At 64.9% G+C, this 13,961-nt stretch carries 13 protein-coding genes; 3 read left to right on the forward strand and 10 right to left on the reverse strand.

Annotation, left to right across the window (positions count from 1 at the left end; genetic code table 11):
* Window positions 1-30 precede the first annotated feature (30 nt).
* Entirely contained in the window at window positions 31-1,746 is a 1,716-nt protein-coding gene (locus BN996_RS14685) for a cation:proton antiporter (RefSeq protein ID WP_089780310.1), read from the forward strand.
* A gap of 87 nt (window positions 1,747-1,833) precedes the next feature.
* Here the strand turns inward: BN996_RS14685 and BN996_RS14690 are convergent, their stop codons facing one another.
* The 4 genes from BN996_RS14690 to BN996_RS14700 form a co-directional block, all read right to left on the reverse strand.
* Window positions 1,834-2,502, reverse strand: a complete 669-nt coding sequence (locus BN996_RS14690; RefSeq protein WP_089780312.1) for a DUF2238 domain-containing protein — start codon at window positions 2,500-2,502, stop codon at window positions 1,834-1,836.
* Window positions 2,499-3,101 carry a hypothetical protein gene (locus tag BN996_RS14695; protein ID WP_089780314.1) on the reverse strand — a complete coding sequence of 201 codons (603 nt, stop codon included), beginning with the start codon at window positions 3,099-3,101 and terminating at the stop codon, window positions 2,499-2,501. The genes BN996_RS14690 and BN996_RS14695 overlap by 4 nt, the downstream gene beginning before the upstream one ends.
* A gap of 146 nt (window positions 3,102-3,247) precedes the next feature.
* A complete protein-coding gene (locus BN996_RS20840; RefSeq protein ID WP_394326172.1) occupies window positions 3,248-3,466 on the reverse strand; it encodes an SUMF1/EgtB/PvdO family nonheme iron enzyme in 219 nt (72 codons plus the stop codon).
* Window positions 3,379-4,131, reverse strand: a complete 753-nt coding sequence (locus tag BN996_RS14700) for an SUMF1/EgtB/PvdO family nonheme iron enzyme (RefSeq protein ID WP_209446891.1) — start codon at window positions 4,129-4,131, stop codon at window positions 3,379-3,381. The genes BN996_RS20840 and BN996_RS14700 overlap by 88 nt, the downstream gene beginning before the upstream one ends.
* Before the next feature lie 390 nt (window positions 4,132-4,521).
* On the opposite strand from BN996_RS14700, the gene BN996_RS14705 reads away from it, so the two are divergent.
* A complete protein-coding gene (locus BN996_RS14705; RefSeq protein WP_089780316.1) occupies window positions 4,522-5,148 on the forward strand; it encodes an HdeD family acid-resistance protein in 627 nt (208 codons plus the stop codon).
* Between the two features lie 412 nt (window positions 5,149-5,560).
* Window positions 5,561-6,886, forward strand: a complete 1,326-nt coding sequence (locus tag BN996_RS14710; protein ID WP_089780318.1) for an AI-2E family transporter — start codon at window positions 5,561-5,563, stop codon at window positions 6,884-6,886.
* Window positions 6,887-7,551: 665 nt separating this feature from the next.
* On the opposite strand, the gene BN996_RS20210 is transcribed toward BN996_RS14710, so the two are convergent.
* From BN996_RS20210 to BN996_RS14735, 6 genes are all read right to left on the reverse strand, one after another.
* Complete coding sequence (locus BN996_RS20210; RefSeq protein ID WP_167344149.1) at window positions 7,552-7,728, reverse strand: hypothetical protein; 177 nt, start codon at window positions 7,726-7,728, stop codon at window positions 7,552-7,554.
* A gap of 237 nt (window positions 7,729-7,965) precedes the next feature.
* Complete coding sequence (locus tag BN996_RS14715; RefSeq protein ID WP_089780320.1) at window positions 7,966-8,925, reverse strand: energy-coupling factor transporter transmembrane component T; 960 nt, start codon at window positions 8,923-8,925, stop codon at window positions 7,966-7,968.
* Window positions 8,922-10,742, reverse strand: coding sequence for an ABC transporter ATP-binding protein (locus BN996_RS14720; RefSeq protein WP_089780321.1), 1,821 nt, complete (start codon window positions 10,740-10,742; stop codon window positions 8,922-8,924). Before BN996_RS14720 ends, BN996_RS14715 begins: the two co-directional genes overlap by 4 nt.
* Window positions 10,743-10,761: 19 nt before the next feature.
* The gene (locus tag BN996_RS14725; protein ID WP_226908759.1) at window positions 10,762-11,625 is read right to left on the reverse strand and encodes a DUF8171 family membrane protein; all 864 of its coding nucleotides are present in this window, start codon (window positions 11,623-11,625) and stop codon (window positions 10,762-10,764) included.
* A 235-nt stretch (window positions 11,626-11,860) separates the two neighbouring features.
* Window positions 11,861-12,658 carry a sugar phosphate isomerase/epimerase family protein gene (locus tag BN996_RS14730; RefSeq protein ID WP_089780536.1) on the reverse strand — a complete coding sequence of 266 codons (798 nt, stop codon included), beginning with the start codon at window positions 12,656-12,658 and terminating at the stop codon, window positions 11,861-11,863.
* On the reverse strand, window positions 12,651-13,388 hold the full coding sequence (locus BN996_RS14735; RefSeq protein ID WP_089780323.1) for a 2-phosphosulfolactate phosphatase: 738 nt from the start codon (window positions 13,386-13,388) through the stop codon (window positions 12,651-12,653). The genes BN996_RS14730 and BN996_RS14735 overlap by 8 nt, the downstream gene beginning before the upstream one ends.
* Between the last annotated feature and the right edge of the window lie 573 nt (window positions 13,389-13,961).

Here is a 13,961-nt window from a genome sequence, read left to right on the forward strand (position 1 = left end):
ATTTATCTGTATTTGAATCGAATACGAGCCATGGCCGGGGTCGAAGAGCAGTTACTGACACTGCTGTACCTGTTCGGGGTCGCCGCAGTCGCCGGTCTGCTCACGGTGCGATACACCCGTCTGCAGTACACGACAGGACTGCTGCTTGCCGGATTACTCATCTCCGTACTCGGTTCGCCCGTCGAGGTCGCTCTCACGTCCGACCTCATCCTGCTGGCGCTGCTCCCGGCCCTGATATTCAACGACGCAATCGAGATCGACGTCGAGGCGTTCCGCGAGAACCTCGTTCCGATACTGGTGCTCGCGGTCGTCGGACTGCTGTTCTCCATCGCGCTCATCGCCGCCATAGGACAGTTCGCGTTCGGGTTCTCGCTGGCGGTCGCGATCCTCTTCGGTGCGATTATCATGCCGACCGACCCCGTGTCGGTCCTCGCAATCTTCGAAGACCTCGGCGTTCCCGAGCGACTCAACATCCTCGTCGAGGGTGAGAGCCTCTTGAACGACGGCGTCTCTATCGTGGTCTATTCGTCGGTCCTCGCGGTCTTCGTCGAGGCGAGGTCTCGGGGGCTCACGGTCCGGGAGTTCGCCACTATCGGCGCGTTCATCACCGACGTCGGTCTCGGTATCGTCGTCGCGCTCGTCGGCGGGGCGCTCGTCGGGGCCGCGGCCGGGTACGTCGGGTACGCCCTCGTCTCGCGGGTGGACGACGAGCTAATCGCGGTTGTCCTCTCGTTTCTCGTCGCCTACGGCGTCTTCATCCTCCTCGACATTCTCGGCAGTAGCGGTGTCATCGGCACGCTGACCGCCGGTGTCGTCCTTGCGAGTCGCCTGAGCCGCACGGCGGTTTCCCCCGAGACGAGTTACACCGTCGGCGCGGTCTGGGAGTACGCGGCGTTTATCGCCAACACGCTCGTCTTCGTCGCGCTCGGGGTTATCACGCCCTTCGACCTGCTTCTCGAATACGGTGTTCAAATCGCCGCCGCCATCGTCTTCGTGTTTCTCGCGCGGGCGGTGGTCGTCTACCCGCTCGTCGAACTCCTCAATCGGCGGTCGAGCCCCGCGATTCCTCGCGGCTACCAGCACGTGCTCGTCTGGAGCGGTATCCACGCATCGGTCTCAATCGCGCTCGTTCTCGGATTCGCGGAAGCGTTCCCCGGCCCCCTCGCGGAACAGCTCTCGGCACTGGTTTTCGGCGTCGCCGCGTTCACGCTCCTCGTCAACGGGCCGACGATGGGAGCCGTCATCAGCCGCGTCGGAATCAGCGGACAACGGCCGTCGCAACGGCTCTACGAGGCGCTCATCGGCCGCCTGCACGGGGTCGACGCCGCGCTCGATACCGCGGAGCGACTGCTCGAACAGGACCGCATTCCGACGAGCGTCTTCGATGACCTCACCGCGACGTACAAACGCGAACGCCTCGAACTCGAAGCCGCCATCGAATCCCTCCTCGCGCGGTATCCGGACATTCGAGAACACGAGGAACGACTCGGGCGCCATCGCATCCTCATCGCGGAGTTCGAGGCGATTCGCGGGGCAATCAAGCGAGGAGAGATAAGTCAGGAGGTCGGCGACCGCTTGTTGCGTGACGTCGAAGCGGACATCGACCACGCCCTCTCCGACGAAGGGACAGTTCCCGGGCCGAGACCGGGTCGGGACCCCTACTGGCGTCACCAACTCGAACAAGTCGGCCTCGATGCCGAGCGGGCCGACGACGCAACCATCGGTGAGGGAACGGAGGGCCCCTGACGCAACCCGACGGCCCTGACGACCCTGACGACTCCCAACGGCACCGACGCAGGTCTCGGCTCTCGGCTCACCTCGGCTCACCTCGGCTCACCGGTTCGGCGACCTGCCTTCGAGCCTCTCCGCGAGGTCCGTGGAGAGACCGGTCAGGTGGGCCGTCCCGAAGGCGGCGACCAGTAGACCGCCGAGCGTGTTGTAACACAGGTCGAGGACGGTATCGTCGAGGCCGTACTGCGTGAGCACCTCCGCGGTGCCAAACACCCGGGCCGCGACGCTGATGTAGAACTCAAGGAGTTCCCACAGGACGCCGAACGCCATGACGAACAGGAGGAGGTACGCGAACATGAACTTCGGCGGCATGTTGATGTTCGCCGTGCGCACTTGGAAGGTCCGAGTCACGGCGTAGGCGGCCCCCGCGACGAGGGACGACGACAGCGCGTGGGTCATATGATCCCACCACCAGACCGCCGTGTACGCGCTCAGGAAGTCGAGGCCGGGAAGCGGGAGCGTTCCCAGCGCGTGGAGGAACATCGCGACGGTAATCCAGAGGACGATTCCGACGTGCATCGTGAACGCGTATCTGCGCTCGATGACCGCCGGGAGGAGCGTCACGAGCAGCCCGACCGCGGCGTTGACGGCGACCCCCGAGTTCCCGTAGGAGACGCCGACGGCGAAGATGAGAAGCATCAGAACCTGCAGCGCGCGAGTGACGGCTCGCTGGGCGGTGAGCGAGACGCTCGACCCCCGTTCTTGAATCATCCCGCCACCCCCTCGTCGGGACCGCGTTCGAGGTTCGCGGCGAGTTGCCGGCGGAAGTACCAGCGGAAGACCAGCCCTGCCGTGACGCCCGCGAGCAACGCCGCGGTGAAAATCACCATGAGTTCGTCGTTGGTCTCGACGAATCTCGTCCCGAGATACGCGGCCGAGGCCGCGGAGCCGACGGTCCAGAATCCCGTCGTTGCGAGCGTCGTCAGCACGACGAAAACGATTGCGAACCCCGGCGTCATCCGGACCGTCGTCGTCATCTGGAGCGCGACGACCACGAGCATCGCGAGGGTGGCGATGCTGAGACCGACGACGACGTCGCGGAAGAACGACGGCTGGACCGCTCCGGCCGCGAGTGGCAGCGACGCGAGGAGCAAGAGGGGCCAAGAGACGATTCGCGTCCAGTCCCCGCCGGTAACCGCCGGCACGACGGCGACGACCGCCGCGATCCCGGCGACTGTCGCGTGTACCAACAGGCCGTTTCGGACGCTCAGAACCGAGATTCCGACGAGTAGCGCGACGAGCATCCAAGCGATGACCGCGTTCGTTCGGTCGGCTCTCACAAACCACTCTTCGGGTAGCTGTTGACTCATGGGTAGGCACCGACCACCGAGGGAGTCCGTCCGTGGCTCCGCTCTGCGGGTTCGTACGGTACCGACTATTCACTGCGAATATTAATAAAGATTCTCGCGTCGGTTCGTGGCGGTCGGGAGGCGGTCAGTCGGCAGTTAGTCGGTAGTCAGCCGGTGGCACCGGAGACGACACAGCGGAACCCGACGTGCGTCGTCGTGGTGTCGATGGGCTCGGGGTAGCGCGCGGCGGGGCGGTACCGAACGCAGTAGTTCGGAGCGCAGAGGTGGGACCCGCCTTTCAGCACTTTCCGCGGTATCCGACTCGGGTCCCGCGGGCCCACGCTCTGCGCCCTGGTCCCGCCGCGGGGGTTCTTCGGCGCAAGCACGCGGGCGTCTCGCCGCCGGTTCGGGCGCGGAACCAGTCGTTCGTCCACTCCCACACGTTCCCGATGATGTCTTCGAGACCGTACCCGTTCGCGGGGAACGCGCCGACCGGCGACGTGCGGACGTATCCGTCCACCTCCGTGTTCTCGTAGGGGAACGTCCCCTGCCACGTGTTGGCCATCGGGTTCCCGTCCGGCATGAACTCGTCTCCCCACGCGAACTCTTTTGCTTCGAGCCCGCCGCGCGACGCCCGCTCGTGTTCGGCCTCCGTCGGGAGTCGCTTGTCCGCCCACTCGGCGTAGGCCGCGGCGTCCTCGTGTGCGACGTGGACCACCGGGTGGTTCGAGCGGTCCGTCTCGTCGCCGTCCGGTCCGAGCGGCTGTCGCCAGTTCGCCCCGGGGACGTACGCCCACCAGTTACTCGGCTCTCTGAGGCTGACCGGCCGGTCGGGTTGGACGAACACAGCGGAGCCGGGAACCAGCATCTCCGGGTCCGCGCCCGGGTAGTCCGCCGGATCGGGGTCTCGCTCCGCCAGCGTGACGTAGCCGGTGTCTTCGACGAACTCGCGAAACTCCGCGGTCGTCACCGGCGTTCTGTCCATCCAGACTCCGTCGACTTCGACCCGACGAGTCGGTCCCTCCTCGGGGTAGTGGTCGTCCGAACCCATGGTGAAGGTCCCGCCGGGAACCCATACCATCCCCTCGCGTGGTGGGTCAGTCGGCGCGTCCGTCTGCGGTGAACTCTCGTGGCTCATAGTCGTGCTGTTGCGCCGCCAGTCTCCACCGGGAGTACGGCGACGCTCTCGACACGAGTACAGCGGCAGCCGACTTAATCCTTGTTCGCCGCCGACAGGTCGAACCCCCGAGCGCCGCCTCGGACACGTCGCGTCCAGCTCCGACGGGGGTCTGCTCTCCGGTCGTCGCGGCGACGGCTACGAAACGCGCGTCGGTCTCTCAGCGCGAATTCGGAGCGAACCGCGCCATTCTTCGGACGCGGAGTTTCACGACCAGTGCGCTTTCCCTTTATTGTCCGGTCCGTCGTACACCAACTTGTCGCTATGAGCACTGACACGCAGGCGGAGTCGGAGATGCCCGCCACGTCCGAGGTATCGCTATCGAACGCGCTCCAGAACGAGGGCCGGACGCTGATGGTCGTCGGCGGCCTGCTCGCAGTCTTGGGGTTCGGCGCGTTGCTCTTTCCCCTGCTTTCCTCGCTGAGCGTCGGACTGTTCTTCGGTGCCGCGCTCGCGGTCGCCGGGTTCGCCCACGTCGCACACGCCTTCTCGGCACCCGGCTGGAAGGGCGCGCTCGGCGAAATCGCCCTCGCCGTCGTCTTCCTCGTCGCCGGCCTCGTGATGCTGGTCAATCCCGTCCTTACGCTGGCGACCCTGACGCTCCTCATCGTCTCGTACTTCGCGGTCGAGGGCGTCGTCCTCCTGTACTTCGCGTGGTCGCTCCGGAGCGAGCGGGGTTGGGTCTGGTCCGCGGTGAGCGGCGCGCTCTCGTTAGCTCTCGCCGGACTCCTCTTCGTGGGGCTCCCCGCGACCGCCGCGTGGGCGCTCGGACTGTTATTCGGCGTCAACCTCCTCGCGACCGGCCTGTCGATGATTGTCGTCGGGAACGGCGCTAGAACGACCGATGTCGCGTCGTCGCCGTCGGTGACCCGTCCCGATACGGGTGACTGAGGCCCCCGCGGCGCTCGACCTGCGTGTACCCTCCAATTTCTGCGCTGTTCTCGTCAGTTGACACACCGTCCGGCCTCGCTCCCTCCGGTAGTTTGCGAAGCAGAGCAGGCCGGTGTCCCGAAATAAATGTGGACGAAAGCGTACTTTCCATTACATACTTAATTCTGTAATGTCTGACGTTCCGAACAACCGCGAGAGACCGCGTTCGGGCCGACTCGGAGCGTCCACGCGGCCCCGAACCGATGACTCTCGGCTATCTCCCCGGCTGTCACGCCCGAGCGCCGCCTCGCTGGTGTCCCGACGGGCGTGTCTCGCATCGGTGACGTACGGCCCCTCATCGCCGCGGAAAGAGCTATCTGTCGGACACGCGTTATGACGTGTATTCCGCGGGTAAGCGCCCGCTCACACACTCATGCCGGAAGAACCCACCCGCGACTCGACGGCGTCGGCACCGACGGACGACTCACCGCTGGAGCGACTCGCGGCGGCGCTCCGGTCGCTCTCGTTCGAACGGGCGCGTGTGGCTCTCTGGTTCGTCGCCATCGCCCTCGTCTTTGAGCTCATCTACCTCGGCTGGCGGTTCGTCGGGACCGTCGTCATCGGCCTGTTCGTGTACTACGTCACGCGTCCGATATTCAGACGCATCAACGCTCGCATCGAATCGCGGACCGTCGCCGTCGCCGTGACGTTGGTGACGGTGGCACTCCCGCTGCTCTTCGTGGTCGGCTGGGCGTTCGCGATTCTCGCGGGGTCGCTGAACGAACTGCTCGAATCGGACGCCTTCGACGACTTCGAGATACTCTTACAGCCCTATTTCGACTTCACCGCGCTCGTCGCCGAGACGGGGCAGTTCGTCGACGACGTGGTCGCCGACCCGAGTCGACTCGCCGACCTCCAATTCGGGTCGGTCCTCGGTGAGGTAGTCGGAGTCGCTCTCTCCTGGCTCGGCGTGGTGTTCAACGCGGGGATTCACGGCTTTATCGTCCTCATCTTCGTCTTCTATCTCCTGCGGGACGACTATCGCCTCGCCCGCTGGGCGCGGGCCAACTTCATCGAAGACGGCGGGGTACTGGACACGTACTTCACGGCGGTCGACAGCGACCTCCACAACGTCTACTTCGGCAACATCCTGAACGCGCTGTTGACCGGGGTCCTCGCGGCGGTGGTGTACACGGTTCTCAACCTCTTTGCACCCCTCAGCGTTGGGATTCCCCAGGCGGCCTTCCTCGGTCTGCTCGTCGGCATCGCGAGCCTCGTTCCGGTCATCGGCATCAAACTCGTGACCTGGCCGGTCGCCGCCTACCTCCTCGGACGCGCGCTCTGGCTGGACCCGGAAGCGCTCTGGTTCCCCGTCGTCTTCCTCCTCGTCTCGTTCGTCATCGTGGACTACATCCCGGACCAGGTGCTCCGTCCGTACGTCAGCGGGCGAACCCTCCACGTCGGAGCGGTGATGCTCGCGTACACCGTCGGTCCACTGCTTTTCGGCTGGTACGGCATCTTCTTGGCCCCGTTGCTGTTCGTCGTGACGTTCGAGTTCGGACGGATGGTCTTCCCGTGGCTACTCCATCCGGAGCGCCCCCTCGTCGCGACACCGGGCCTCTCCGGGGAGTCCTCCGAAGGAAGACCAGAGACGAGCGCGCCGACCGAGTCGCTCCTGACGGGCGGAGCCGCCAACGACAGTTCGGCAGTCGACGAGCACGTCACCGACTCAGTTGAGGGGACGAAAAGCGACCAGTAATCGACGTGCCGGCGGAGCATCGGCTGGTTTCCCGTCCTTCGAAACTGCGGTGGCGACCGGCTACTCCCTTCGGTATCGCGGCATTCGATATATCGACCGGAGCGGTCGGTCATTTCAACCTCCCTCTCGGTTCACCCGCCGTCGTTCCTGCCACGGGCCGCCGAACAGCGTGTCCGCAGAGCCCGACACTCGAACCTACGCCGATAGTATAGCACATATCAGTCACAACACCCCACTTAGAATTGTAGTGATTTTCTCAACTGGTGGGAGAGTACCGGCTGATTCGAAACTGTCGCTGAGATCAAATGACTAGATAGTGAAAGAAAGGCCGGCAGAATATCGCGATGCTCGCATATTTTGTAGGGAAGTAACCAAAGACTGATTATATGATCATTACTCCACTCAGCTCTCGAATACTAAAACGTCGTTCGCCGACGAAGTATATAGTGGAGGAACCACAACAGCAACTACTTCACGGAGAGTAGCATTGGATAACTAACGCATTCGTGTCGTGGCGTCGGTACGCACAGACAGTGTGGGCGGGGCGCTCAGACCAGCTATTCAGTCGCGTTCCGGACCCCGGTCGCCGCCGCGGAGCGCTTGATTACCCTGAGGTAGCGGCTCCCGTGCTTGGGGGAAGGCCCGGTCGAGACTACGCGCCCGCGTCAGACTTCATCCGCGCGGCGCGTCGGCCAGGCGGACGGTGTCACCATAAAGAGGTACCGGGTGCCCTCCAACCGGATCATCTGCGAGAGCGATATTTCCCGGTTCGGAAGCGCCCGAGCCAACTCGACGAGCGGGAGCGCCTCCAACGACAGGAAAATCTCTGCGACGATAGCCATACACGCCAATCGGGTCGAGCCGTATAACTCCTGTTCGGTCGGCTCAGCCGAACGCCGAACCGTCGAGCGAGTTTCCCGCCCGACGTTCGGCGTCCGTCGATAACAGGCCTACCCGTGTAACTCCGCTGTGTACGTCGATTCGGCGATGATATACCCATCTCGACGGGATTCACTTCTGACGACGACCGACGAAGTGGCTGCGACGCTGAGTATCGTCCGCAAGGTACCGAGCCCCGGTCAGGTGAAGGCCCAGACCGCGGCGACGAACAGCAGCGACCCGAAGACGAAGGTGACGTCTCGGGTCCGAACCATCATGCCCTCGGTCCGGAGGGCTTGGCTCCGTTCGTCGCCCAGCGAGCGCGAGAACCCCTTCGTCTCCATCGCTTCCACGGTGACCCGCGAGCGCTTCGCCACGTTGAAAATCAGCGGATAAAACGCCTTGACCGAGAGCGTCAGCAGGTAGTAGAAGTAGCGCCACCTGAACAGTCCTTGTTTCTCGGGGACCTTACTTCGAAGGCGGAACGAGTTGATCAGCGCGTGGTACTCCTCGACGAGGAGCGGCATCATCCGGTAGCCGTACGCGATTGCGAACGTGAGCTGTCGGGGGACGCCCAGACGCAACATCCCCTTGCTGAGTTTCTGCGGGCTCATCGCCGAGAAGACGGCGAGGCTGATGACCGAGATAATCGTGAGCTTGAGGAAGAACGGGACGAGCGCCCCGACGGCGTCGATACCGACCTCTTGGCTGGTCGTGGCGGTGTGGACGCCTCGGCCGACCGCGGCCGCGACGATCGTGCCGGTCTCGGCGAACGCGCTCACATCGCCGGTCGTGACGCCTTCGACGACCCGACCGGCGTTGTCACCCAAGTGACCCACCGCTCGCATCGCCCCGCCGATGAGCGGGACTAACACCACGAAGAAGCCGACGTTGGTGACTTGTCCGAACAGGAGCAACGCGAGCAGGTATTTGCTGACCTGCGAGAGCGCGGCGAGCGCGAAGGCCGCCGCGAGCAGGATAGCCAGCGGGAGCGTGTCGTAGAACAGCCACGGGATAATCATGAACAGCACGGTCCACAGCAGGACGACCCGCGGGTCGAAGCTGTTCAACAGCGCGTCCTCGTTGTCGTAGGCGGTCCGCATCAAGTCGACCTTGACGTCGGCGACAGAGATGTCGGTGAGCGCGTCGACGTACTTCATCGCGCCCCTCCGTTCGGCTCGGCGTCGCCACCCACGTCGCCGACACCGCCGTCGGCGAACGCGTCGTCCTCGAACGAACGAGCCAGCGTCTCGCACATCGCGTCGGTGCTGAGCGCGGGGGATTCCAGCCCGAGTCGCCGGCTCAGTTCGACCACCTGCGGCTGTCGCAAACCGGTCTCCGCGAGGAGGTCCGGGTCGGAGAACACGGCCGCCGGCGGCGCGTCCGCGAGCACCTCGCCCTCGCCCATGACGAGGACGCGGTTGGCCCACGCCGCGACCAGTTGCAGGTCGTGCGAGGCGACGACGACGGTCTCGACGCGGCTCTCCGCCTTTCGGAGCATTCCGGTCACCTCGCGGCGGCTCTGGAGGTCGAGGCTGCCCGTGGGTTCGTCCAGGAGGACGACCGTCGGGTCGGTCGCGAGGCCGATGCCGAGCGACGCGCGGCGCTGTTGGCCGAGGCTCATCAGGCGGCCGTCGCGGTCGGCGAGGTGTTCGAGGTCCAGATACGCGAGAATCTCGTCGACGCGTTCGTCAACGTTCGGGGCGTCGCGGTTTTCGAGGTAGTAGGCGACGTCCTTGCGGACGGTGTCCTCGACGAACATCTCCTCGGGGTTCTGGTGGATGTAGACGGTGTCGTCGGCCAGTTGCTCGGGGAGCGTCTCGCTCGTGTCGCGGCCGAGGACCGTCACCCTCCCTTCGTCCGGGGACTCCAATCCCGTCATCAACCGCAACAGCGTCGACTTGCCAGAGCCGTTGGCACCGACGAGCGCGACCCGGTCGCCCGCGTGCAGTTCGAGGTCCAGCCCATCGAGGACGCGGTTGTACCCCTCTCGAAGCGTGGGGTAGCCGTGGCCGACACCGCGCATCGTCACCAGCGCGTCCCCGTCCCGCTCGCGCCCGGTCAGCCCGGCCGCGGCGTCTGTACCTGTTGCCACCGCGCCACCGTCGACGGCGGCCCGCGACTCGCGCGTCGTGGCGGGCTGAAACGCCGTCGCCGCCTCGTCGACGGTCACGGGGTACCGTCCGTCGGGCAGGGTCCCCACCTCGGGCGGCAGGCCGTCGGCGATTTGCGTGACCTGCGGGGGGTGGATGTCGTGTGCGAGTAAGTCGTCGAGCCTGTTGAGTCCGACCTCGACCGGTTCCTTCCAGGCGACTCCGCCGTCGGAGACGAGCACCATCTCGTCGCAGTAGTCGGCGATGAACTCGGAGTGGTGTTCGATGACGATTATCGTCTTGTCGCGCTCCTCGTTGAGTCGTCGGAGCTGTTCGTACGTCTCGCGGGCGTTTCGGGGGTCGAGCTGTGCGGCCGGCTCGTCGACGAAGATGAACTCGGGGTCCATCGCGAGCACCCCCGCGAGGGCGACGAGGTGTTGCTGGCCGCCGCTCAGCTCCCAGATGAATCGGTCTTCGAGATGATCGAGACCGAGGGTTTCGAGCGCTCGCGTCGCCCGTTCGGCGTAGTCGTCGAGCCCGTGGTTGAGGGGCGCGAACTCCACGTCGTCGCGGACCGTCTCCTGGACGAGTTGGTTCTCGAAGTCCTGGAAGACGTAGCCGACCGTCTTCGAGAGCTCGGCGACGTCCGACTCGCGGGTGTCGGTGCCGGCGACGGTGACTCGCCCGTCGAACGTCCCCTCGAAGAAGTGCGGGATGAGGCCGTTAAACGTCTTACACAGGGTCGTCTTTCCGCTTCCGTTGCCGCCGACGACGGCCGTGAACTCGCCCGGCTCTATCGTCACGCTCGCATCGCGCAATACCGCCTCGTCGCCGCCGGGGTACTGAAACGTCAGGTTCTCGACGACGATGTTGTTGCTGCTCATAAAATCAAAGCGATGGGGTTCAGTCCTGTAGGCCGTCGACCTTGCGCTGGCGGTAGGCGACGAGCCCGAACGAGACGACCGCCGCGATGACGATGGGCACGAACAGGAACGCTTGGCCGTACGTTTCGACGAACTCCGGCGTGAACGTGATGAGCCCGCCGCTGGTCTCGCTCAGCGTCTCGAACGCGAACGCGACGGGAATCAGCGCCACCCACGCGATGAGTCGCTTCAGAGACGTCCGCGTGAACATCGGACCGTCGCGGCCCTCGACGGGACTCATTCCGAGCAGCGGCTCGATTTTCCCGCGGAGTCGCGGGTAGAGGAACAGCGTCGGAATCGCCCCGAAGACGACGCCGGCGATGATAATCTGCAGCAGGGCACCGATTCCCTCGGTGGCCCACACGGTCTCGGGGAGCCACGAAATCGCTTCGAGCTCTTCGACGCCGACGTAGAACTTCCCGACGTCGATGAACCACGCCGCGGTCTCCTCCATCGCCTTCGCGAGGAAGCCCAGCGCCGCGATTTGTTTGACGTCTTTCGGGTCCGTGATGAGCGACATCACGAAGAACCACGACAGCGTGACGACGATGAGCCCCTCGACCGCCCCGAGGGCGCTGAAGTCGCCGATGAGAATCTCTCCGAAGACGATGCCGCCGACCGGAATCGCGAGACAGGCCCAAAACGAGCGGAACAGAAGGACGACCGACATCGCAACGAACCAGAACGGTCCGATAGAGACGCCTAACCCGCCTATCGAGAACTCCGGAAGGAGTTCCGTAATCATACTCTGCAGACCGTGTAGCGACATGACGAGGATGAACGCCATCATGTCCCGATGGTCGAAACTGAACGCACTACCCGAGTTGTTGGACGTTGTCACCATCCGGGTGGTGGTGGTTAAGCAACCTGTTTAATCGTTGGTATGAGTATAGCGTACGACTGTATATCGAACTATACTCTGCGTATCGATCGGTGGACGTACATAGAAATCGCGGTGGTATGTTCCGCTCCGGATACTACCCGGTCGCGGCGCTCGCGGACCGATTCGGACGCTACTGAGCGTGACTGCCGGTCTCGAAAAAACCGAGCGACGGCGACGCCGACGTCGACGCCGACCGTCAGGCGTCGCTCGCGCCCACGCAGCGTTCGACGTCCGCGCGGGACTTCATCTCCAAGACGTTGTACGGGGCGTCGATGTCCGCGGCGACCGACCGGAACGACGGAAGCGGTTCGTGTGCGTCTTCGGTGCCGTCGTTGTCGTGGAGGTGCGCGACCCGAATGCGGTCGCCGAACCGCTCGACGAACCGCCGGTAGTCGACGCCCGTCGCCTTCGCGTGGCCCACGTCGAGCGTCAGCTTCAGGAACTCGTCGCCGACGCCGACGTCGTCGAGGAACGCGGCGAGTCGGTCGGGAGTCGCCGTGTGCCGACGCGTCTCCCGTTTGTCGCGCTGGTTTTCGAGGCAGACCGGAACGCCCGCCTCGGCGGCGAACTCGGCGCACTCGCGGAGCGTCTGGACCGCCTGCTCGCGGGTGTGCTCGCGGACGTGGTCGGGATAGCGGGTCCGAACCGACCCCCCGTGGACGATGACGCCGCCGGCGTCGATTGCCGCGGCGAGTTCGATTGCCTCTTTGGTCGCCGCGACCGTGGCCTCTCGAAGTCGCTCGTTGACGTTCCCGGGCGCGACATCGAGGTGTGGGCCGTGGACCGTGTACGTCACGTCGAACTCCTCGGCGACCGCCCGCAGGCGCTCGGCGTCTCGCTCGTTCGCCCGAACGTCCAGATAGCCCGCGCGGAGTTCGACGTGGTTCAGGTCGAATCCGCGGAGGAACTCGGCGAACGAGGCGACCTCGTCGGCGTAGCGGATGTCCATCGACGCGCCGAACCGCGGTCGCTGGACGGGCGTCGCCTCAGACATCGACCCGGCTCGCGGGGACGAGGCGGTCGCCACGGAGGACGGGCACGACCGACCGGGAGTCGATTGCCGTCTCGAACTCGTGGAGGTCGCGCCGCCGAATCTCGTGTTTCTCCTCGTATCGCGGTCCCTTCGCGGTCACGAGGAGGCGCGCGTAGCGCTCGCGCTCGCGGTCGGTGAGACCGTCGCCGTGGAGGTAGTCGTCGATGAGCGCCGCGCCGAGCGTGTCGTCGGGCGTCGGCTGGCCGCTCGACCCGCTGGCGACGATGGTGACCGGCCGCCCGCGGTCGTCGAGCAGGTCCGCGACCGCCGCGGCGTTCGTGTAGCCGCCGACGAACACCTCGACGTCGGACCCGCCGCGCTCGCGGAGCGTCGAGACTGCCCGCCCGCCGTTCGTGGAGGTCATCGCGGTCGGCCGCCCGTCGAGGTCCAGTCGCTGGACGTAGCTCGGCGAGTTGAAGAAGTCGTAGCCGGGGTTCGGTTCGTAGTCGTCGGTCTTGCCGCCGCCGATGAGGCACTCGGGGTGGTCCTCCCGATACGCCGGTTCGTCGCCGCGCTCGTCGGTCACGTGAACGTACTCCGCGCCGAGCGCGAGCAGTTCCGCCACGGTCGCCGAGAAGTGAGTCACGTCCACTACCACGTAGTCGCCCGGTGTCGGCTCCGGCGGGATGTTCTCACAGCCCTCTATCAACGTCTCTGCGAACGCCGCTGTCTGTCGTCCATCTGCGGACATGGCCCACGGTCTCGACAACACCTACAAGTCGATTGCTAGTAGCGATATATATCGGGGCGTACTATCCGTAGTTCGCTTCGCCCGCTGGCGGGCTCTCGACTATCGCCTTCGATGGAGAAATAGTCAGAGAGAGATACTAAAATAAAACTGGAGAATTACATAGCTAACTCACCAGTTCCATCTCGAAATCAGGTGCCGAACGCGCCGTCGGTCGCGAGGAAATCGAGCCGTCTTGACCGCGTTCTCGAACCACGACTACGAGTTCGACTCGTTCGGCATATCCCCGGAAAACGGAGTAGCTCTGGCATGAGAACACGTTTTCAGGTGCGAGCGGCGTCGGCGGATTGCTCGCACTCGGGAGCACGGTTCTCTGGGACGGGTGTGACGGGTACGCTCCTTCGAACGCCTGGAGACGCCGAAAAGAGCGGTTGCGACGAATGGAACGAGCCCGACTGCGAAGTTTCGCGCCCGTCGCGGTCGCCCGGGGAGCACGCCCGAGTGGAACCGCAATCGCACAGCGGGAGTCCTCAGATTCGGTGACGGATATGATGGAATTTCTACATCAGTACTGTA

Source organism: Haloferax massiliensis (assembly GCF_001368915.1).
Classification (GTDB): Archaea; Halobacteriota; Halobacteria; order Halobacteriales; family Haloferacaceae; genus Haloferax; species Haloferax massiliensis.